The organism is Zobellella maritima, from assembly GCF_003075035.1.
In the GTDB taxonomy this organism is placed as follows: domain Bacteria; phylum Pseudomonadota; class Gammaproteobacteria; order Enterobacterales; family Aeromonadaceae; genus Oceanimonas; species Oceanimonas maritima.
In genome coordinates this window covers 896,968-916,916 of the sequence record NZ_QCZE01000001.1, presented here as the reverse complement: position 1 = coordinate 916,916, position 19,949 = coordinate 896,968, and the positions used below count along the sequence as shown (strand labels likewise).

Sequence of the window (19,949 nt, the reverse complement as noted above, 5' to 3'; positions counted from 1 at the left end):
TCATTGCATTGTCAGGCATACCGCGGCCCCAGCATAATGATGAGCATACCAAGCAAACATACACCTACCCCGACGAGATCAGTAACGGTAGGGCGGACGGAATCTACAGCCCAAAGCCAAAGCAACGCCACGCTAACATAGACACCGCCATACCCCGCATAAACTCGCCCAGCGGCATGAGGGTGCAGCGTGAGTAGCCACACGAATACCGCAAGACTTACAGCGGCCGGAAGCAATAACCACACGCTGTGACCGTGTTTTAACCATAGGTAAGGTAAATAGCATCCGAGAATTTCAGCAATCGCTGTTAGCACAAAAAGGCCAAGAATTTTGAGTATGTCCATGGTGGGTTGTCGGGGTTCCTAAGGTTTGGGGTAAGGGCCACAGCGATCCGGAGGCCCCCGCCCTCGTAGCGGGCGAATTGAGCCCCGGATAAAGTGTCGGCTTCACGACACTTATTCTTATCGATGATTAATTACAGGCCACCGGCTAAATCCAAAAAATTACCCGTTGAAAATGAAGATTTCTCAGATGCTAACCAATAAATTGCTTCTGCAACCTCTTCGGGTAAGCCACCTCTTTGAAGTGGGATTATGCCTTTTAACCTTTCAATTCGCTCTGGTTCACCACCGTCTGCATGCATGTCAGTGTAAATTAATCCCGGACGAACACAGTTTACGCGAACACCTACAGCCGCCACCTCTAATGATAGGCCTTTTGTTAATGTGTCTATCGCCCCTTTCGATGCGGCATAATCAATGTATTCATTCGGAGAACCAGAACGAGCAGCCACAGATGAAACATTGACAATAACACCTCCTACACCACCATGGCGAGTGGACATGCGTTTGACAGCCTCGCGACTACACAAAAAGTAGCTTGTTACGTTATTTATAAGCATTTCATTAATTCTATCTGCACTCATTTCCTCTAAACGCATCTGTTTCCTTAAAATTCCTGCGTTGTTTACGAGCACAGATATCGTACCCAACTCTCGGTCAACGGTTTCAAATAAACGAAGCACATCAGCTTCTTGGGAAACATCAGCCTGAACAGTAATGCATTTTCCACCATCTGCTCCAATATCTTCGGCTAAATGAGAGGCAGACTCGGAATTGGATTTATAGTTGATGCACACCGCAAAGCCATGATGAGCAAAAAGTCTCGCTGTGGCAGCTCCAATTCCTCGCCCACCACCAGTAATAATTGCCACTTTTTCTGTGCTCATGTTTCTATCCTTTTAAACCTGAATTTGAAGGAATGCATAATGCCACCAGCAGGGGCACGAAAACCTGAGCAAAGCTGCGGTTTTTGCGTTCCTTTGACTGGTCTTGTTAAGCAGCATTGGCAAGCTGCTCTTTAAATGGTTTTATAATTCTTCCTGCATTATCAATGACATACTCCGCAGCTTGAACTTCAACCTCTACCCCATGAGCAGCATGGTTACCTAACTGAATAAAATCTCTCAGTCCGTTTGCTACATTTTTGGAGAGTACACCCTACTCTGTCAGTTGCTGAATACCTCTTGATAAAAATATTCAGCAATTGCTTTCCGAACTGCCTTATCGATTTCTGTTCTCACAGCTACCAGCGCTAGATTCGGGTCATGAGCAGCTATGGTTTGCAGAAAGCCATACTCGTCAGATTCAGCTGGCGCGGCGGGTCTGCGTTCGAGCCTGATTTCTGTAGCGCAATGAGGAACAGTTATTTAGACACGCTACCGCCCCGATGTTCCAGGCCATCACCCCCTGCCGCTTTGGTTTCCATATGCGACTATTCTGGACGGGCTGGCGGAGCCTGGCAATTGCAAAAATAGTACAGGAGTGCAGAACCCCCAAGCGATTATTGTTAAACGGTTTGACCAGAAGGCACAAAAAAACCGCCTTCCGGCGGTTTTTTAATGCGTCGGTTTCGATTGCGATTAGGCGCGAACGAAGTCCAGGTGAGCCAGTTTCGGCTTGTAGGGGTGACGCTGGATATCTTGAACCTTGGCCTTCACTTCTTCACCGTTGATGACCAGGGTCAGCACTTCGCTGTAGAAGCTATCGCTTTCCTGAGCAGTGTTCAGTTTTTTGTGGTCCAGAGACAGGGCAACAGGCTCCTGGCCGGCGCCGTACAGGATGGCAGGTACTTTATCTTCGTGACGCAGGCGGCGGCTCGCACCTTTCCCCAGGTCAGAACGAATTTCAGCTTCGAATGTAAAAGACATAATTTTCTCTCTATAGGTAATGGGCGGAAGCTGCGACCGACTCCCGCCAGATAAAAGCGCGCGAAGTCTACCACGCCGATAGACGGAGGAGCAAGGAAATAGGCCGAAAGCAATATGCTGTCGTGCCTTGAGTATGTGGAATTGCCTGATGGCCAACTCGCCGCGAGCTCCGGCCTCCCACATTGGCCATCTTCCCGGGACCAGGTTTCTGTCTATCGCCCGATATCCGATATCCGATATCCTACACTAGTCCATCGGCCAGGATCGGGCTTCCTGTAATTGCTCTTTAGCTACCCAGGCCCGCTATCTGCTGCAGGATGCGCTTGTCGGAGATCGGGTACGGCGTACCCAAGGTCTGGGCAAAATACGATACCCGCAGCTCTTCTATCATCCAGCGGATTTCCTTCACCTCGAGCGCCAACGGCTTGCCCCTGGGCTGCTTATTGAGCAGCGCCTGATAGGCGGTCTGCACATTCTGAATTTTCAGCAGGTGAGCCCGGTCCCGGTGCGGATCTATGACCAGCTTGTCCAGCCGCTTCGACAGGGCATCCAGGTAACGCTGCACATCCTTCAGCCGTTCGCCGCCGGTGTCGGTCACAAAACCCCGGTAGATAAGCCCGTCCAGCTGGGCCTGAATGTCCGACATCGCCATCGCCATGGCGAGATCTATCTTGCCCTTGAGCCGCTTCTTGATACCCTGGGCCCGACTCAGCACGTCTTCCACCTGCAGGGCAATGGCCGCTACAGTCGGGTTGAGCTCGCCGGCCACCTGGTCTTTCAGTGTGTCGAAATCTTTGGGGGTCCAGGCCGGTGCACCGTGCTGGCGCATAAGCGTATGAATACCGGCGCGAATGCAGTCGTCCACCAGATCCAGCACCTTGCCGTAGGGGTTGAAATACAGTCCCAGCTTGGCTTTGTTGGGCAGCTTGTCCTGCAGATATTTGATGGGCGACGGCAGTTGCAGCAGCAAGAGCTTGCACTGGCCGTCCCACATGGCCTGGGCCTGGCCGGCTTCGTCTTCACACAGTTGCAGGGCCACGCTGTCTCCCTGATCGACGAGCGCCGGATAGGCCTTTACCTCAAAGCCGGCCCGTTTGGCGGCAAAGCTATGCGGAATGGCCCGGTCCGGAAATTCAAGCAGCCCGTCCTGCTCGAAGCGGTCGTCATCCACCGCCTCGGTGAGCGCAGTCTGCACCTGGCCCTGCAGGATAAGCTTGATGGCGTCCAGATCCCGGCCAGCGGCCAATTCCTTGCCGGCGGCGTCCACCACCGCAAAGCGCATGATGAGATGGGGCGGCAGCGCGCTCCAGTCCCAGTCCTCCCGAGGTACGGTGACCCCGGTCATGCGCCGCAGGTGTTTTTCCATCTGGTCGAGCAGCGGCCCCTCGAACGGGGTCATGGCCGCCAGCAACGCCTCGGCAAAGTTGGGCGCCGGCACAAAGTGCTTACGCATGGGCTTGGGCAGGGATTTTATCAGTGCCACCAGCAGCTCCCGGCGCAATCCCGGCACCTGCCATTCGAACGGTCCTGCGGCCACCTGGTTGAGCAGCGGCAGCGGAATGCGCACGGTTACGCCGTCTTCTTCCTTGCCCGGCTCAAACTGGTAGTCCAGGGGCAGGTTCAGGCCGTCGTGCTGCCAGGCGTCCGGGTAGTCGCGGGTGGTCACGGCGCCGGCGCGCTCGTTGAGCAGCATCTCTTCGGTAAAATGCAGCAGCTCCGGGTTGGCCTTACCCGCCGTTTTCCACCACTTGTCGAAATGACGAATGGAAACAAGGTCGGCGGGCAGCCGCTCGTCGTAAAAACGGAACAGGGTCTCGTCGTCGATCACCAGATCCCGACGCCGCGACTTGTGCTCCAGGGTTTCGGCCTGCTCCAGCAACGCCCGGTTGTGGTGAAAGAATGTGTGCCGGGTGTGCAGCTCCCCTTCAACCAGGGCCTGGCGAATAAGCAGCTCACGGCAGAGTTTGGGATCCACGCTGGAATAATTAACCCGACGGCGCACCACCACCGGCAGGCCGAACAGGCTCTGGCTCAGGTAGCCCATCACCGCCCCCTGTTTCTTCGACCAGTAGGGTTCGCTGTAGCTGGACTTGAGCAAATGGGCACCGGCATCTTCCAGCCAGCCTTGATCGATGCGGGCGGCGATACGGCCGTAAAGCCGGTGGGTTTCGGTCAGTTCGGCCACCATCAGCCAGCGGGGCGGCTTCTTGAACAACGCCGAGCCGGGCACAATATGGAAGCGGGCGTTACGCGCGCCCAGTATCTCTTTCTTATCGCCATCGCGCATGCCCACATGGCTGAGCAGGCCGGTGAGCAGGGCCCGATGCAGGCTGGTGGGATCGGCAGGCTCGCTGTTCAGCGGAAAGCCCAGCTCCCGCACCACCAGCCGCAGCTGGCTATAGATATCCTGCCATTCGCGCACCCGCAGGTAATTGAGGAACTCACTCATACATTGTTTGCGGAACTGGTTGCCGCTCAAGGCCTTTTGCTGTTGCTTCAGGTAATTCCACAGGTTGAGGAAGGCCACAAAATCCGAGTCGGCATCGGCAAAGCGGCGATGCAACTCGGCCGCCGCCTGCTGCTTGTCGAGCGGCCGCTCACGGGGGTCCTGGATGCTGAGCGCGGCGGTGATCACCATCACCTCGGTTACGCACCCATAATCGCGCGCCGCCAGCACCATGCGCGCCAGACGCGGGTCCACCGGCAGCCGCGACAAGTCGCGACCCAGTGGAGTAAGCTTGAGTTGGCCCTGCTGCTCATTGACCGCCCCCAGTTCTTCCAGCAGGCGCACGCCGTCGCTGATATGCTTTTTCTCGGGCGGCTCAACAAAAGGAAAGGCACTGATGTCACCCAGTCCCAGAGACAGCATCTGCAGGATGACCGAGGCCAGGTTGGTGCGCAGTATCTCCGGGTCGGTAAACTCGGGTCGGTTGATAAAGTCGTCTTCACCATACAGGCGGATACAGACACCCGCCTCCACCCGGCCGCAACGGCCCATGCGCTGGTTGGCACTGGCCTGGGACACAGGCTCGATCGGCAGCCGCTGCACCTTGGTACGGTGGGAATAGCGACTGATACGTGCGGTACCCGGATCGATCACGTAGCGGATGCCGGGCACGGTGAGCGAGGTTTCCGCCACGTTGGTGGCCAGCACGATGCGACGCCCTGTGTGGGATTCGAAAATGCGGTTCTGCTCAGCGTTGGACAGCCGGGAATAGAGCGGCACTATCTCGGTATGGCGCAGCTGCTGCTTGTTGAGCGCGTCGGCGGTATCGCGGATCTCCCGCTCGCCGTTCATAAAGATCAGAATGTCGCCGGGCCCTTCTTTGGTGAGCTCGGCCACCGCATCGAAAATACCCTGCAGCTGATCCCGCTCGGTGTCGTCTACCACCAGCGGCCGGTAACGTAGCTCCACCGGATAGGTACGACCCGATACCGTAATGATGGGCGCATCGTTGAAATGACGGGAGAAGCGCTCCGGATCTATGGTGGCCGAGGTGATGATCACCTTCAGATCCGGCCGTTTAGGCAACAGCTGCCGCAGGTAGCCGAGAATAAAGTCGATATTCAGGCTGCGTTCGTGGGCTTCGTCGATGATAATGGTGTCGTACTGGCGCAGCTGACGGTCCTGCTGGATTTCTGCCAGCAGCATGCCGTCGGTCATCAGCTTGACCTGAGTCTCGGCGCTCACCTGATCGTTAAAACGCACCTTGTAACCGACCCGCTCGCCCAGCTCGCAACCCAGTTCGTCCGCCAGCCGCTTGGCCACGCTGCGCGCCGCCAGTCGCCGGGGCTGGGTATGGCCTATGGTGCCGTCCACCCCCAGGCCCAGCTCCAGGCACATCTTGGGGATCTGGGTGGTTTTGCCCGAGCCGGTTTCACCGGCGATGATCACCACCTGGTTGTCCTGAATGGCTTGCTTGATGGTCTCGCGCTTGTCGCTCACCGGCAACTGGGCCGGGTAGTGAATGGGTTGGGCCAGCAATCCCAGGCGACGGCCGCGCTCGGCGCGGGAGGCCGCCAGATCCGCGCCTATCCGCGCCAACACCTGCTGGCGTTTGGCCTCGGCCAGCTTTTCGATACCCTGCAGGCGGCGGCGAAAACGCCCCCGATCCGCTCCCCTGCACTCTTTTAATTGGGCCAGCAATTGCTCAACAGACAAACCAAATCCCCAAAACACGCACGCTAAATGGCGCGCATATTAACAGAAACGGGGCCGGAATGGAGTCCGGGCTAACTCATAGCCTGCATCAGCAGCAGCAAGTCGCTTTGCCGATGGCAGCCGGTTTTCTGGAAGATGGACTTCAGGGTTGAGCGCACCGTTTCCCTGCTAACGCATCGGTAGCTGGCAATCTCCCGACTGCTGCAGCCTTTGCCCAGCAGGATCAGCAGTTCTTTTTCCGTGCGGGTCAGCTCAAACAGACAGCCCAGACTGTCGGCGTCCACATTAGGCTGATAATCCGGATCCTTGAGGGTCAGCAGCCAATGCTGCCGGTGGTTACGCAGGGGCATCACATGCATGACCAGGGCGCCCTGCCCGGTGTCCAGCACCAGCCGCAGATGATCCTCGGTCAGCCCCCCTGCCAGTAACGCCAGGGAGCGCCAACGGCCCAGGCCAGCGGGTTCGCCCAGGCATACCTGCAGCTGGCCATTAGCGTCGAGCCGGACTCCCAGCTCACCGTCGAGCAGCCTGTGTGCAGCCCGGTTGGCCTCGACCAGGCAATACTCACCGCAAAGCAACAACTGGGGGCGCTCAGTCGCATTTATCCAGTAGCGCAAACAACGGTTCTGTTCCCTTAAGCGATGCAGCGACCAGTAATGCAACTGCCAAAGGGCCAGTTGCTCCGCCAGCTGCCGAAGCATGGCCAGCCATTCCGGCAAGCCCTGTCCGCCCTGCACCACCAGCACGCCGCCGCCCGCCTCCTGTCCCCGTGGCAGCACAAATCCCCGGATACTCCGGCCGAATGGATAGCAACCCTCGGTGCCGAGCGGCTCCCGCTCGGCAAGCAGCCGGCCGAATTCCCCCTGGTTGCGATAACATCGACCAGCATCGAAATAATGCCACCCTCCGGGATCCGTTGAATCCCCCTTCGGGCTTAACGCCAGGGTCATACCGTCCAGGGCGAGTTCCCGACATAACAATCCCAGGGTCAGGTTGAGTTCCTCCCTCCCGGCACCGCTGTCGTACATTCTGCTCAACAGTAACAAAAGCCGCGCCCGAGCTACTACCGCCGCCATGTCCCGCTCCCGCTGTGCTCATTATTGTTTTTGTAACCAGTAAGGCTAGCGTTCACGTCAGAATTTGCCCAACAAAATGCAGAAAATCTCCTCGCCACCTAAAAAAACCGGAGCACCAACATTTCTAATCAAAAAACCATAAAAACACACATTAACCCCATAAATAAATGTTATTTATGGTTAAATTAAAAACAAAACCCATAGACCACACCCCCAAAAAAGCTTTTCATAGTGCATTTCATGAAATTAAAGAAACACAAATAAGGATTTCATAATATATCTGGCACATACCCCACAAAATAACAAAACATGGATTGAAAAGGACACAGCAAGCCCGTATATTGACTACACAGATCACTGTTGAGGAAGGTAAAAAATGAAAGAGTTAATCATAACTATCATTTTTACAGTCTGTGCGGCCGTAGTGGCCGTCTCTGTACCTTCTTTGGCACAATTTTAACTGAGCCCGGGAAGACAGGACTGTAAAACACTAATAAATAAAGATATTCCCTTTAAAAAAAAGCGCTTCTGAAAAGAAGCGCTTTTTTATGATTTTTCGGTTAGCTGTCGTCAGTAGGGCACCACGCTCATATTGCTGTGGGTGCCGATCAGCCTAACCCGCTGCCCGGCTTGCCAACTGCGGTCGGCTTTCTGCACTATGACCAGATCTTCACCGGCATCGGTCCTGACCCCCAGCTCAACGGCACTAATCTGGCTTGCCTTGTCTTCAATCTTGGAGCCGGCCATAACACCAAGAATGGCCCCACCGGCAGTGGCCAGCGAGCGTCCGCTGCCACCACCTACCTGATGACCCAACATGCCGCCGACCACACCGCCGCCGACAGTCCCCAAAACATTGGGATCCTTGTCACCCGCCTGTATGGTTACCGGACGTACCGAAACGATGGTACCAAAGGTCACCGTCTGCGCCCGGTTGGCCTCGCTGCTGCGGTAGACATCCCCCGAATACACATCGGTGGTGCTGCAACCGCCCAAGGACAAGGTGCCCAGCGCCAATACTATTGCTATGGATTTCAGCTTCATCTACTTCCCCCGCGTCATAACCTCATTTAAGGTGCAGACGATGATCTCTTTGCCTGCTGAAAGTATAGACCAGCCCTTTTCTTGCAAACTTCCGACTATTAGCTACACATACACCGACAACGCTGTTTTGATCGGCCATGTTCATCAAAAAACAGGAGCACTAAAAAGTCAAAGCCTGTTTCAAATGAAACAGGCTTTGTGGAATGACTCCCACGAGAGATGAAAGGCCCGACCCCGTGGCGAGTTGGCTGCAGGGGCATCACGTTTCATCACAGGCGTCAGGCAACTCGCGGCGAGGTCGCCCCAGCTACCACCAACCCAAAGCCCGAAGTCGCCCCTACTAGCAGGGATAAAACCCCGCTATCAGGCGGTGTTGCCCAGGGGCTTGTCCAGCACCAGTCTTACCAGCAGCAGCCACAACGCCCAGCCCGCGACCAGCAGGATAATAAACAGGAACAGCCCGAACTGGTGCTTTTCCAGCAGGATGCCGGCGATCATGGGGCCGGTCAGTGAGCCGATGCTGTAGGCGAACATCAGCTTCTGGGTCATTTTAACCAGGGCATGGCCGTGCATCTTGCCACAGGCATAGGACATGGTGGTCGGATACAGGGTAAAGGCCCCGGCTCCCAGCAGACTGAACGCCAGGATCAGGCTCCAGCCGGTCCTGAATTCCCATAACAGCAGGCATCCCAGTCCCACCATCAGGGTCTGCACCACCATCATGGTGCGCTTGCCCCAACGATCGGCCAGGCTGCCGTTGGGCAGCTGGAAGGCCATGCCACAGAGGATAAGCCAGGCCATGTAGAGCCCCATTTCCTCTGGCCTGGCGATCTGCTGCAGCTGGATCGGCATCAGCGCATAGAGGCCGCCGAGCAACATGCCCGCCACCAGGCAACCAGCCAGACCCAGGGCCCGATCGGCGCGGGGTGGCTTGCCCGAAGCAGGGGCACATTCAGACTCATTCGATAACTCCGGCCGGCGCGCCCCGATCAGCGGCAACACGGATAACGCACACAAGCCGGCGGCCAGCCAGAAGCCCAGGCTGCTGGTTACGGGGATCCAGTCGATAAACAGCTGGCTGATGCCATAGCTGAAGTAATACACCAGCATATAACGGGCCATGGCACTGGAACGCCGGTGCAGCGGCGCCACCCCAAGGACCCAGCTTTCGACCGCCACAAAACCGATGGCAGCCGCCATGCCCGCCAGCATGCGCAGCATAAACCAGGCTGGCATCAAATCGGTCCAGCTCAGCGCCAACGCCCCCATGGTCAGGCCGGCACAACACAGCACCAGGGTACGCACATGGCCCAGTCCACGGATCATCTTGTCGGCAAAGAAACTGGCACCCAGCATGCCCAGATAAAATGCCGAGCCCACCAGGCCAATCTGGGTGGTCGGCGCCCCTTGCGCCTTGAGGGTCATGGCCACCAGGGTAACCAGAAACGCATTGCCCAGGGTGAGCAATACCAGATGAGTGTACAGGGGAATAAGGTGCATGAAGGCCTCCGGATGACAGGAGGCGAATTCTAGATATCGGTGAAAGGCAAGTACAACGAGAAAAACTTGTGATTCACTGCAAATTTTTTATGTTTAACTGATGTTAACCGACAATTGAAAAATGATCCCCTGCCCTATGGTTAACGCACCAATCATTAACAAAGCCGCAACAGCAATAACTGGTGGTTTTGTCTGTTCTTTACGCAACAAGGGCAACAACCATATCAGTGAGCCGGCCAGCACAGCCGCACTCATCTGCACGAAAGGCACAATCAGGGACGTTATGTCCTGGTGATTAACGCGCTCAGCCATGACCGCCTGAAGCAACAGCACCAATAGCCAGCCGGCGGCAGATGCGATACCAGCCAGCGGCAACAAGGTGTTAAAGGCCTGCAGCCGATGCCTGGCCCTCACCATGATCAGATGGGCAAATGCGCAACCACCGGTACCCGCCGCCAGCAAGGCGACGCCGCCCGTTATGCCTATCAGCCATAGACCGCAGAGCGTGGCCAGTACCAGCGCCGGGTAGTGCCAATTCACCGACAAGCTGCGCTTGCCCTGCAACCGGGCCTGATACAGCACGGTGCCAAGGCCGGTCACAAACGCCAGTCCGCCGAGCGACAGCAGTGGGGTCTGTACGCCGGCTTCAAAGCCCAGCATCAGGGCCAGGCCGAATACCGTCCATACCGACAGTATGCCGTCACCGATACGACGTCGCTGGCCGGGACACAGATCACCGTTACGCAACACCCAGACCAACAGTACCAGGGCCGTCACCGCCGTCAATGCCAGGGGCGCAAACAACCGCGCCGGCAGAAGTTCTGTCATGAATATGTTCTCCACAGGTTCTGAATGGCGGCCATATTAACCTTGTCGGCGGGCAATGGCGACTATGCGAGTAAACATCTGCCGTAATTCCATGGGCACCCGTTCTGGGCCCTGCATCTCAATGGCCTCGACCACCGCCAGTGCCATACCGGGTTTGCTGCGTCGGCTCAGGGCCCGCTCGATGATCTTGCCGGCCGGAGTATGTTTGTCCTGAACTTGGGCTTCCTGGCGAAAAACGTCTTCCAGTCCGTTATAAAACAGGTAATTTTCCATATCGGCCCGGGGCAGCACGGTCAGGTGATCGGCTTCCCGTTCACCACGCAGCAGGCTGCGCACACCCTGGGCATATTTTTGTCCGGCTTCGTCACCGTCGGTCAGCAGGTGCCAGCCGATCCCGAAGTCCCGTGCAACCTTGATCAGCGGGGTATGGCCGCACTGGGCAAACTCGATCACCCGGATGCCTTCCGCCGGCAGCACATAGCCGCAGATCCGGGCCAGCTCGGACAACAGCCAGATTTCGGTTTCGCCCTCCACCAGCAACCAGTAGCGGGCAAACAGCGACATGGGCCGGTTGATACGCACATGAAAGGCGATGCGCCGCATGTCCTCGCCGCTGTACCTTTCATTGCCCAGGTGAAAGCTGCGGGTCTCGGTGGTAACGCGCACCAACCGCCGCAGCTGATTGAGGGGAAAGGCCGACAGCAGATCACCCGAATTGGTGGTGACCAGCTTCTGCCCCGGGAAGCGATCCAGCACTCCCCAGGTCACCGCCAGCATGGTCGGGTGCAGGCGGCTTTCGGGATCTTCTATCAACAGCAAGGGCCGGGCGCCGGTTTCGATGGGCCTGCCCTCCCTGGCCTGCAAAATGGTATGGGCAATGGCCGCCAGCGCCAGGGACAGTCCGCTGTCTTCTCCCATCGGCTGCCAGTCGTTGAGCTTGCCCAACTGGCCGAGAGTGACCGGGTGAATGGCGATGTCCTGGGCCCGCCTGGGTGCCCGGCTGGTTGCACCCTGGGAAGTGAAATAGTGCTCAAACAGCTGGCGAACCGCATCCAGCCCCGCCTTGATATCGCCTTTGCTGAGAGCCTTTGCTTCAGCCAGCTGCTCGGTCAAATGGTTCAGCAATTGCTCGTAATCACCGTCCAGGGTCACGATCGGCAAATCCTGGGGGGCCCCGCGGGAGTCCCGCAGGCGAAATACCGGGTTCATTTCAATCAGCCGGTGCACCAGCCCCATCGGCGCGTCCAGGGGGATCAGGGCCCCCGAACCATCGATAAAGTCATGCTCAGTCTCGACGCCGGTCCGGGTGCGCCGGCCCGTTGCCCGATAATGCACCCTGTGGTAGCCGTCCTTATGCTTGACCCAGACCGGCGCCAGGGCCGCCAGACGGTTGGAGTGCTCGCAGATCCCCGGCCTGTGCTCTCGATAGCTGAGGATGATCTGCAACTCCTCCGGCTCGGGACCGGTATCGTCCCGGTAAAAGTCTTCATCGGTAAACTGATAACAACAGGAGCCCTGGCCCATCAGGCGCCACAAGGCACGAAACAGGCTGGTCTTGCCCCAGGCATTTTCGCCGATCAGGGCCGTACTCTGCTCCAGAGGCAGGGAAAGCTGGTTGAGCCCCATGAAATTACGGATAGTAATATGCTCAAGGTACATGGCGCATCCTGTTCAGGGCCTTGCCCCGCTGCGTGGCGATACCAACGCAATTACCGCACACTCGCGGGGCCCCCCCTAATAATGACAGAGACCCGTGCAAACCAACAATATGTTCAGGGAAAACCCGGTATGTTCCCGCTACTGCGCATTAGCTGCGATAGAGCACCTTGATCAGATGATAGCCAAAACGGGTCTTGATGGGCCCCTGCACCACCCGTTCTGGGCCAGTGAACACCGCCTTGTCAAAGGGGCCGACCATGTCGCCTTTGTTGAATTCGCCCAGATCCCCGCCACGCTTGCCCGAAGGGCAGATCGAATGTTTCTTGGCCAGTTGATGGAAATCGGCGCCCTTGTCGAGCTCCGCCTTCAGGGCTTCGCACTGGGCTTGGGTTTTTACCAGGATATGCAGGGCACAGGCACGTTTGGCCATAACAGTAACACCATTGACAAATGTGGCTGTCAGTCTGCCAAAAACAGTGCAGAAAATCTAATGGCGGGCCGGGAGCAAGCCCCCTTATGGAGAGCGATCTTTGTAGGAGGGAGACCTTTTTAGGAGGGACGACCTCGCCGCGATAAGTCTGAATACAGCTGAAGATATGTAATGGCCTGTGGTCAACTCGCCGCGAGGGCGGGTCTCCCACATTGGGAGACCCGGCACAGGATGATCAGGCGACGGCCAGTGCCACCGTATCCGCATGGGTCTGAACCAGCTCATTATGCAGTGAAACCACCGCCTGCTGATAGTATTGATCATCCACGATAAACTGCATTTCCACCGCCCGCAGCGACTGATGCACGGCTCGCACCGGTACCTCGGCCTTGTTCAGCGCGCCCACCGAACGGGCCAGCAGGCCGGGAATGTTCATGTCACTGCCCACCGCCGACACCAGGGATACCTTGTGGGTGTTGAGCTCGGCGTTCTGAAACCGGCGCTGCAAGGCGTCGACCAGCCGACGCACCTGTTTGCGGTTGCCGGCCAGATAATAGGTCAGGGTGTTGGCATTCATGTCCTTGGCCACCAGATTCAGATGCATCTTGTCCAGCTCGTCGGTGAAGCCCTCGGCGTAATGGGATACCCGCCCCACCATATCCTGATCAAACAGCTCGACGGCAAACAGGTTGCGACGGCCGGCGACCATTTCCACGCAAGGCGACGGACTGCGGTAGCCGGTGGTGATCAGGGTGCCTTCGTGCTCCGGCTCGAAGGTGTTGCGTACCCGCAGGGGTATTCCCTGCTGACGCAGGCCCTTGGCGGCCTGGGGATGAATCGCCTCCATCCCCAGGTTGGACAGCTGATCGGTCACATCATAGTTGGTGCGGCCGATAGGGATCACACTGTCTTCACCCGCCAGCCGCGGATCCGCGCTGCTCAGGTGATATTCCTTGTGGATCACCGCCTCCCGGGCACCGCTCAATACCGCCAGCCGGCTGAAGGTCATCTCGCTGTAGCCCCGATCGAAGGTACTCATGAGTCCTTCTTTACAATGGGCATAGCCGGTGACCACCGGCAGCTGGGTGGCCAGGTCGACCTTCGCCAAGGCCTGTTGCAGCACCTCGTTGAGTGGCAGCGCCTGGTCGGTACGCCAGCCGGTCAGGTCCATCAATATCGCATTCACCCCACTTTGGCGCAGGTACAGCACCATATTATGGGCACTGTGGGCTTCGCCCATGGCGGCCAGCAATTCGCGAATGGTCTGCAGCTGTTCGGCCAGCTGAAACTGACCGAACGCACAGACCTGACGCAGGTGACGCAGGCAGTCGCGAATACCGGCGATGCGTTTGGTGAGGAAGGTATCCGCCAGGTAACGTTCCGGCGTCTCGCCGAACATCTCCCGGTTGATTTTTTCCATCTGGGCGCTGACGTTATCCAGCGCCTGCTCCCAGGCATGTTCGTCTTCCGCATCCGCATAGGTGGCGTAGACGCCGGGGGCGCCGGTGCGCTTGCATTCGAGCAGGCCGTCGGTAATGCCGCCGAAGGCCGATACCACCAGCATGCGCTGATAATACTGATCCGGCGTACGGTTATGCAGTGCTATGTTGTCGCGCACCGCCTGATACTGGCTCATGGAGGTGCCGCCGATTTTTTCTACTGTGTGAGACACAATAACCCCTGTAATTTTTATTGGTATATGAAGAAGAGATGGGTCGCACATTTTCAGTGGGCCGGGGCGCAGGCCTTGCCCAGTGAAAATGGTCGACACTGGCGGGTGGAGGGGAATGGTGTCCCATTCCCCTCTCCGTCAGTTGTTAACTGCTTCGGTTTCCAGCGGATAGACGCCGTCCTTATCGTGCACTTCCTTGCCGGTCAGGGGCGGATTGAACACGCAGGCCAGCTTCATGTCCTCTTTACCACCACGCAGCAGATGCTCGTCGTGCTGATCCAGGATATAGAGGGTACCGGGCTCAATGGGATACACCTTGCCGTCGGCCAGGGTTTCGATTTCGCCATCGCCACTGATGCAGTACACAGACTCCAGGTGATTCTGGTAATGGATGTGGGTTTCGGTGCTGGCGTAGATGGTGGTGATATGGAAAGAAAAGCCCATGTTGTCGTCTTTGAGCAACATGCGCGTGCTTTCCCAGGTGCCTGTTTCCGACACTACCCGGCGCTCACTGTTTTCACATTCCTCAAGGGTACGAACTATCATGCTGGATCCTTCAAATTTATGATGTTGATATGATTAATGGCCCGGCAGCCGCCGGGCCTGCCATTGCGTATCGAGTTGGCTCAGGACGCCTTGCCCAAACGCTCGCCGGCGGTGTCATTGATGGCCTCTTCCAGCCAGTCCAGCCCCTGCTTGAGATCCTGCTCGCTGATGATCAGCGGGCACAGACACTTGACCACTTCATCGTCCGGACCGGCGGTCTCGATCACCAGGCCCCGCTCGAAGGCCTTGGTGGTGATCGCATCGGCAATATCGCCGTCGCGGCACTTGATGCCCTGCATCATGCCCCGCCCCTTGACCTTCACGAACAGGCTCGGGTGGCGTTCAACCAGCCGCTGCAGGCGGGCAGTCAGCAACTCGCCCTTGGCTCGCACCGCGCTGGCGAATTCATCATCCTGCCAGAATATTTCCAATGCCCTGCGGGCGGTCACGAACGCATGGTTGTTGCCACGGAAGGTGCCGTTGTGTTCACCGGGCTCCCACTGATCCAGATCCGGGCGGATCAGCACCAGGGCAAAGGGCAGACCGTAGCCGCTGAGCGACTTGGACAGGGTGATGATGTCCGGCTTGATCCCGGCCGGCTCGAAGCTGAAGAAGGTACCGGTACGGCCGCAGCCTGCCTGGATATCATCGACAATCATCAGGATGTCATGCTGCCGGCAGATGGACTGGAGCTTTTTGAGCCAGTCCATGGAGGCCACATTCAGTCCGCCTTCACCTTGAACTACCTCAAACAGCACCGCGGCCGGCTTGTCCAGACCACTGGAATTATCGTTTAGCATGGTTTCAAACAGCAGCAGGCTGTCTTCACCGGCGCCGGGGTAACCGTCATAGGGCAAGCGGGTGACATTGGCCAGCACTGTGCCGGCACCGCCCCTGTGGTGCTGATTACCGGTCGCCGCCAGGGCACCCAGGCTGACGCCATGGAAACCGTTGGTGAAGGCGACGATATTGTCCCGGCCGGTGACCTTGCGAGCCAGCTTCATCGCCGCCTCTACCGCATTGGTGCCTGTCGGGCCGGTAAACTGGGCCACATGATCCAGGCCGCGAGGCTTGAGGATGATGTCCTGCAGCGCGGTCAGGAAAGCGCCCTTGGCCGAAGTATGCATATCCAGCCCATGGGTGATGCCGTCGGCCTGGATATAGTCGATCAGCGCCTCTTTCAGGACCGGATGATTATGACCGTAGTTCAGCGTGCCGGCACCGGCCAGGAAGTCCAGATAGCGCTTGCCGCTCTTGTCTGTCAGCCAGGCGCCCTGCGCCTTATTAAAAACAACCGGGAACGAACGGGCGTAGGTTTGTACGCCGGATTCCATTACCTCAAAAATACCCATTACGACTCCTTAAAGTCTTGAGTTAAAAACTGTAGATGAAAATAAATGCGGAAGCGGGCTCAGCCCAGGGTGATGCGATAGAGAATTTCGCTGCCGTGCTGGCCACCAAAATGGCGGACTTGATCAAACAGCACATGGCGTTCGCCCTTGTCCTGTCCCTTGTCGCGCGCAACCCCTTCGAACAGTGCCCAGGAAGCGGCGTTATCGGCGGTGATGGTGGTTTCGATCACCTTGACCCCCTCGGCGCCGGGCGAAGACAGGATGGCATCCAGCAGGGTGCGGGCCAGCCGCTTGCCTCGCGCCCGCTCATCGATGGCCACCTGCCAGACGAACAGGGTGTCGGGTTCCGCAGGCTTGCGATAGGCGGAGATAAAACCAAGTACCTGGCCGGCATCTTCGGCCAGCATGCAGGTGTCGGCGAAATGCAGGCACTGCAGCAGGTTGCAGTAGGCCGAGTTGGTGTCTAACGGAGCACATCGGGCGATCAGCCGATGAACGGCCATGCCGTCGGTCGCCGTGGGATGGCGCAGGAGTGATTGGGTAGCTTGTACCCTTGTCGTGTCAGTATCCATAATTTAGATGCCTAAGCATTTTTAGTTAGTGAGCTAAATGAAATTCGCCATATAAACTAACACCCACACCGATAATTACAAGTATAAACCGCCAAAACAGTTATAAAAAATTAAATTTTTGCATGAATTTATTATTACAACAGTAATCATTTTAAGGCTCCTTTTGAGCCTGTCATTGCCTTGCCACCTCCCCGGATCCAGGCCCTCCGACCGTCACCGTCGTCGGGCAAGGCCGGAGTGCGACTGCGGCGAACCCGCCACCTCCATTCCTGTCTTCTTTTCGCCTAATTTATCACCACCTGCTAAGCTCAAGAGCAGTGGTGGAGCTGGTTTCATCACTCTTTCGTCATGCAACATGGAAAGCAGATATGAGCACCAAAGAAACAGGAACCGTTAAGTGGTTCAACGAAGAAAAAGGCTTCGGTTTTATCTCTCGTGAATCGGGCGCAGACTTGTTTGTGCACTTTTCCTCGATACGAAACGAAGGCTTCAAGACCCTCAAGGAAGGCCAGGCGGTCAGCTTTGTGGTCACCGACGGTAAAAAAGGCCCACAGGCCGACGAAGTAGAACTGCTCTAGCCTCCCCCTCCTCCCTCACACCTGAATCAAGTGGCGCCGTGCGCCACTTTAAGTGGCTGCGGCCGGCTCACGGCGGCCGGCCCACACACCCTAAACAGGTTATATTTCGTACTAAGCGGAGTGCTTTTTATTCGCTAATTGTTCGTTGAAAATATTTTGTCGTGTCGAACAAAAAATTGATTTTGCATCGAGTCACACAGTGCCATACTTTTCGCGATCTAGAGAGCCACTTAGAGTGAGAGTGAAAATGAGCTTTGAGTCACCCAAGCCTTTTCAGGACTTCGCCCACTTCCCTCGCGGTTTGCGTCGTTGTGGTGAGTTTACGGTGGCGGAGGCCCTGTTGCTTGAACAATGCGGCCATGCCATGCTGAGCCTGTATACAGGCCAACGGGCGCCGGCAACCGATGAGGAGCAGCGTTTTATCGAGCAGGTTCAGCAAGGGGCGGCCCTGAATAACAATCATGCCAAGGTGTGGTTGAAGTACCTGAAGGTAATAGGTCCAAGACGGGTACACCGTCTGTGCACCCCCATGCAATCCAGCAGCAATGATGAAGATTTCGAGCCCGTCGAAGACGTCGCCGAATAAATTGTCATCCTGCCCCCTAGGCCCAAGGCCGGCCCAAGGCCGGCCTTTTTATTGGCGCCACGCCCAAGCCCCGGTATCTGCCTGCCGACCTGACCCCTGTGGAAGCGGCGGCCTCGACGGTGGCTGTTTTTTCCGGCGGAATCGCCGCTCCCACGGCCTGGCCACAGGCTCCTTGCCTTTCGCCAAAAATTGTTTAAAACAGCAGCTATCGACGCCCTTTCTTAACCATCTCCCCGCTCATGGCTTGGGATCCCGGAGCGGCTCACGCATAATAAAACCCACGACGGGCACCGGGATACGGGCACAGCATGACCACCACACAACCAAGCTTCTATTTTCACGACTTCGAAACCGCCGGAGTAAACCCGGCCCTCGACCGACCGGTCCAGTTCGCCGGCATCCGGACCGATGCCGAACTGAACGAAATCGGCGACCCGCTGACCCTCTATTGCCGTTTGCCAAGCGACTACCTGCCGAGCCCGGAAGCAACCCTGATCACCGGCATCACTCCCCAGAAGGCGGAGCAGGAGGGGCTGTGTGAAGCCGAGTTTATCGCCCGTATCCATGAGCAGTTCAGCCAGCCCAACAGCTGCATTCTGGGCTATAACAACATCCGCTTCGACGATGAGGTGACCCGCTACACCCTGTACCGCAACTTTTATGATGCCTACGCCTACAGCTGGCAGCAGGGTAATTCCCGCTGGGATCTGCTGGATGTGGTCCGCGCTTTTTATGCCCTGCGCCCGGCTGGCATCAACTGGCCGCTGGATGACGACGGCAAGCCCAGCTTCAGGTTGGAGCTGCTGACCGCAGCCAACGGTATCAGCCACAGCAATGCCCACGATGCCCTGGCCGACGTACGCGCCACCATCGCCCTGGCCCGCCTGCTCAGACAAGCCCAGCCCAGGCTGTTTGATTATCTGTTTGAACTAAGGGCCAAGGGCAAGGTCAAGGCGCTGCTCGATGTGGTGAACGGCACGCCGCTGGTCCATGTTTCCGGCATGTTTTCCCCCTTTCAGGGCTGTGCCAGCTGGATAGCCCCCCTGGCCTGGCATCCGGACAATGGCAATGCGGTGATTTGCGTGAACCTGGCCATGGATCTTACGCCCTTGGTGGAACTGGATGTTGCCAGCCTGCGCGAGCGCCTCTATACCCGGCGCAGCGAACTGGGAGAGCTGGCCCCTGTTCCCCTGAAACTTATCCATATCAACAAATGCCCGGTACTGGCCAAGGCCGCCGCCCTGAGTGAAGCCCGCGCCGACGAACTGGGCATCGATCGCCGGCAGTGCCGACGGAGCCTGGATCTGCTTAAACAGCATCCGGAAATCCGCGCCAAGGTCGTCGAGTTGTACAGCGATGCCTGGCCGGAAAACCCTGTCCAGGATGTGGACAGCGCCCTCTACCAGGGCGGTTTTTTCGGCGAGGCCGACAAGGCCGCCATGGCCATGATCCGTAACAGCAGCCCCAATGCCCTGGCCACGCTGCCGCTGCAGTTCAACGATTCCCGCCTGCCCGAAATGCTGTTCCGTTACCGGGCCCGCAATTATCCACACACCCTTAACGAGCAGGAATGGCAACGTTGGCGCCTGCATTGCCAGGATAAACTGGCCCCGCAGCTGGAGTCCTATATGGCCAGGCTCGAACAATTGGTGATCGAGCATCAGGATAACGATAACAAGTTGGGCCTGCTGCGCGCCATGGCCCGCTATGTGCAGTCACTTTAGGGGATCCGGCA

The 19,949-nt window shown here is 57.4% G+C and carries 17 protein-coding genes; 3 read left to right on the top strand and 14 right to left on the bottom strand.

Annotation, left to right across the window (positions count from 1 at the left end):
- Positions 1-11 precede the first annotated feature (11 nt).
- The 14 genes from DCS96_RS04155 to ectA all read right to left on the bottom strand — a co-directional run bounded on the left by DCS96_RS04155 (position 12) and on the right by ectA (position 17,050).
- The gene (locus tag DCS96_RS04155) at positions 12-344 is read right to left on the bottom strand and encodes a YnfA family protein (RefSeq protein ID WP_116473076.1); all 333 of its coding nucleotides are present in this window, start codon (positions 342-344) and stop codon (positions 12-14) included.
- A gap of 131 nt (positions 345-475) precedes the next feature.
- Positions 476-1,228: an SDR family oxidoreductase gene (locus tag DCS96_RS04150; RefSeq protein ID WP_116473075.1), complete on the bottom strand. Its 753-nt coding sequence runs from the start codon at positions 1,226-1,228 to the stop codon at positions 476-478.
- 693 nt (positions 1,229-1,921) lie between these two features.
- Positions 1,922-2,209, bottom strand: coding sequence for a 50S ribosomal protein L25 (gene rplY, locus DCS96_RS04145; RefSeq protein WP_116473074.1), 288 nt, complete (start codon positions 2,207-2,209; stop codon positions 1,922-1,924).
- Positions 2,210-2,495: 286 nt separating this feature from the next.
- Complete coding sequence (gene hrpA / locus DCS96_RS04140) at positions 2,496-6,371, bottom strand: ATP-dependent RNA helicase HrpA (RefSeq protein ID WP_116473073.1); 3,876 nt, start codon at positions 6,369-6,371, stop codon at positions 2,496-2,498.
- 71 nt (positions 6,372-6,442) lie between these two features.
- Positions 6,443-7,447, bottom strand: coding sequence for a helix-turn-helix transcriptional regulator (locus tag DCS96_RS04135; RefSeq protein ID WP_116473072.1), 1,005 nt, complete (start codon positions 7,445-7,447; stop codon positions 6,443-6,445).
- A 570-nt stretch (positions 7,448-8,017) separates the two neighbouring features.
- Positions 8,018-8,491, bottom strand: coding sequence for an outer membrane lipoprotein (locus DCS96_RS04130; protein ID WP_198649914.1), 474 nt, complete (start codon positions 8,489-8,491; stop codon positions 8,018-8,020).
- A 363-nt stretch (positions 8,492-8,854) separates the two neighbouring features.
- Positions 8,855-9,991, bottom strand: a complete 1,137-nt coding sequence (locus DCS96_RS04120) for an MFS transporter (protein ID WP_116473070.1) — start codon at positions 9,989-9,991, stop codon at positions 8,855-8,857.
- Positions 9,992-10,084: 93 nt separating this feature from the next.
- Positions 10,085-10,819, bottom strand: coding sequence for a hypothetical protein (locus DCS96_RS04115; protein WP_116473069.1), 735 nt, complete (start codon positions 10,817-10,819; stop codon positions 10,085-10,087).
- Positions 10,820-10,855: 36 nt separating this feature from the next.
- On the bottom strand, positions 10,856-12,478 hold the full coding sequence (locus DCS96_RS04110; protein WP_116473068.1) for a DUF2813 domain-containing protein: 1,623 nt from the start codon (positions 12,476-12,478) through the stop codon (positions 10,856-10,858).
- Between the two features lie 148 nt (positions 12,479-12,626).
- Positions 12,627-12,908, bottom strand: a complete 282-nt coding sequence (ppiC, locus tag DCS96_RS04105; protein WP_116473067.1) for a peptidylprolyl isomerase PpiC — start codon at positions 12,906-12,908, stop codon at positions 12,627-12,629.
- Positions 12,909-13,143: 235 nt separating this feature from the next.
- Positions 13,144-14,580, bottom strand: coding sequence for an aspartate kinase (locus tag DCS96_RS04100; RefSeq protein ID WP_232818177.1), 1,437 nt, complete (start codon positions 14,578-14,580; stop codon positions 13,144-13,146).
- Positions 14,581-14,718: 138 nt separating this feature from the next.
- Complete coding sequence (locus DCS96_RS04095) at positions 14,719-15,126, bottom strand: ectoine synthase (RefSeq protein WP_116473066.1); 408 nt, start codon at positions 15,124-15,126, stop codon at positions 14,719-14,721.
- A gap of 80 nt (positions 15,127-15,206) precedes the next feature.
- A complete protein-coding gene (gene ectB, locus DCS96_RS04090; RefSeq protein ID WP_116473065.1) occupies positions 15,207-16,478 on the bottom strand; it encodes a diaminobutyrate--2-oxoglutarate transaminase in 1,272 nt (423 codons plus the stop codon).
- A gap of 59 nt (positions 16,479-16,537) precedes the next feature.
- Entirely contained in the window at positions 16,538-17,050 is a 513-nt protein-coding gene (gene ectA / locus DCS96_RS04085) for a diaminobutyrate acetyltransferase (RefSeq protein WP_116473064.1), read from the bottom strand.
- Between the two features lie 368 nt (positions 17,051-17,418).
- Between ectA and DCS96_RS04080 the strand changes: the two genes are divergently transcribed.
- The 3 genes from DCS96_RS04080 to sbcB all read left to right on the top strand — a co-directional run bounded on the left by DCS96_RS04080 (position 17,419) and on the right by sbcB (position 19,938).
- On the top strand, positions 17,419-17,628 hold the full coding sequence (locus DCS96_RS04080) for a cold-shock protein (protein WP_116473063.1): 210 nt from the start codon (positions 17,419-17,421) through the stop codon (positions 17,626-17,628).
- 247 nt (positions 17,629-17,875) lie between these two features.
- Positions 17,876-18,214, top strand: coding sequence for a DUF413 domain-containing protein (gene maoP, locus DCS96_RS04075; RefSeq protein ID WP_116473062.1), 339 nt, complete (start codon positions 17,876-17,878; stop codon positions 18,212-18,214).
- A gap of 308 nt (positions 18,215-18,522) precedes the next feature.
- Complete coding sequence (sbcB, locus tag DCS96_RS04070) at positions 18,523-19,938, top strand: exodeoxyribonuclease I (RefSeq protein WP_116473061.1); 1,416 nt, start codon at positions 18,523-18,525, stop codon at positions 19,936-19,938.
- The last annotated feature ends 11 nt before the right edge of the window (positions 19,939-19,949 follow it).

Coding starts and splice junctions, on each gene's coding strand:
- DCS96_RS04150 (WP_116473075.1), bottom strand. CDS start 1,228: ATGAGCACAGAAAAAGTGGCAATTATTACTGGTGGTGGGCGAGGAATT.
- ppiC (WP_116473067.1), bottom strand. CDS start 12,908: ATGGCCAAACGTGCCTGTGCCCTGCATATCCTGGTAAAAACCCAAGCC.
- maoP (WP_116473062.1), top strand. CDS start 17,876: ATGAGCTTTGAGTCACCCAAGCCTTTTCAGGACTTCGCCCACTTCCCT.
- DCS96_RS04115 (WP_116473069.1), bottom strand. CDS start 10,819: ATGACAGAACTTCTGCCGGCGCGGTTGTTTGCGCCCCTGGCATTGACG.
- DCS96_RS04120 (WP_116473070.1), bottom strand. CDS start 9,991: ATGCACCTTATTCCCCTGTACACTCATCTGGTATTGCTCACCCTGGGC.
- DCS96_RS04095 (WP_116473066.1), bottom strand. CDS start 15,126: ATGATAGTTCGTACCCTTGAGGAATGTGAAAACAGTGAGCGCCGGGTA.
- DCS96_RS04110 (WP_116473068.1), bottom strand. CDS start 12,478: ATGTACCTTGAGCATATTACTATCCGTAATTTCATGGGGCTCAACCAG.
- rplY (WP_116473074.1), bottom strand. CDS start 2,209: ATGTCTTTTACATTCGAAGCTGAAATTCGTTCTGACCTGGGGAAAGGT.
- ectB (WP_116473065.1), bottom strand. CDS start 16,478: ATGGGTATTTTTGAGGTAATGGAATCCGGCGTACAAACCTACGCCCGT.
- DCS96_RS04080 (WP_116473063.1), top strand. CDS start 17,419: ATGAGCACCAAAGAAACAGGAACCGTTAAGTGGTTCAACGAAGAAAAA.
- sbcB (WP_116473061.1), top strand. CDS start 18,523: ATGACCACCACACAACCAAGCTTCTATTTTCACGACTTCGAAACCGCC.
- DCS96_RS04130 (WP_198649914.1), bottom strand. CDS start 8,491: ATGAAGCTGAAATCCATAGCAATAGTATTGGCGCTGGGCACCTTGTCC.
- DCS96_RS04135 (WP_116473072.1), bottom strand. CDS start 7,447: ATGGCGGCGGTAGTAGCTCGGGCGCGGCTTTTGTTACTGTTGAGCAGA.
- ectA (WP_116473064.1), bottom strand. CDS start 17,050: ATGGATACTGACACGACAAGGGTACAAGCTACCCAATCACTCCTGCGC.
- DCS96_RS04155 (WP_116473076.1), bottom strand. CDS start 344: ATGGACATACTCAAAATTCTTGGCCTTTTTGTGCTAACAGCGATTGCT.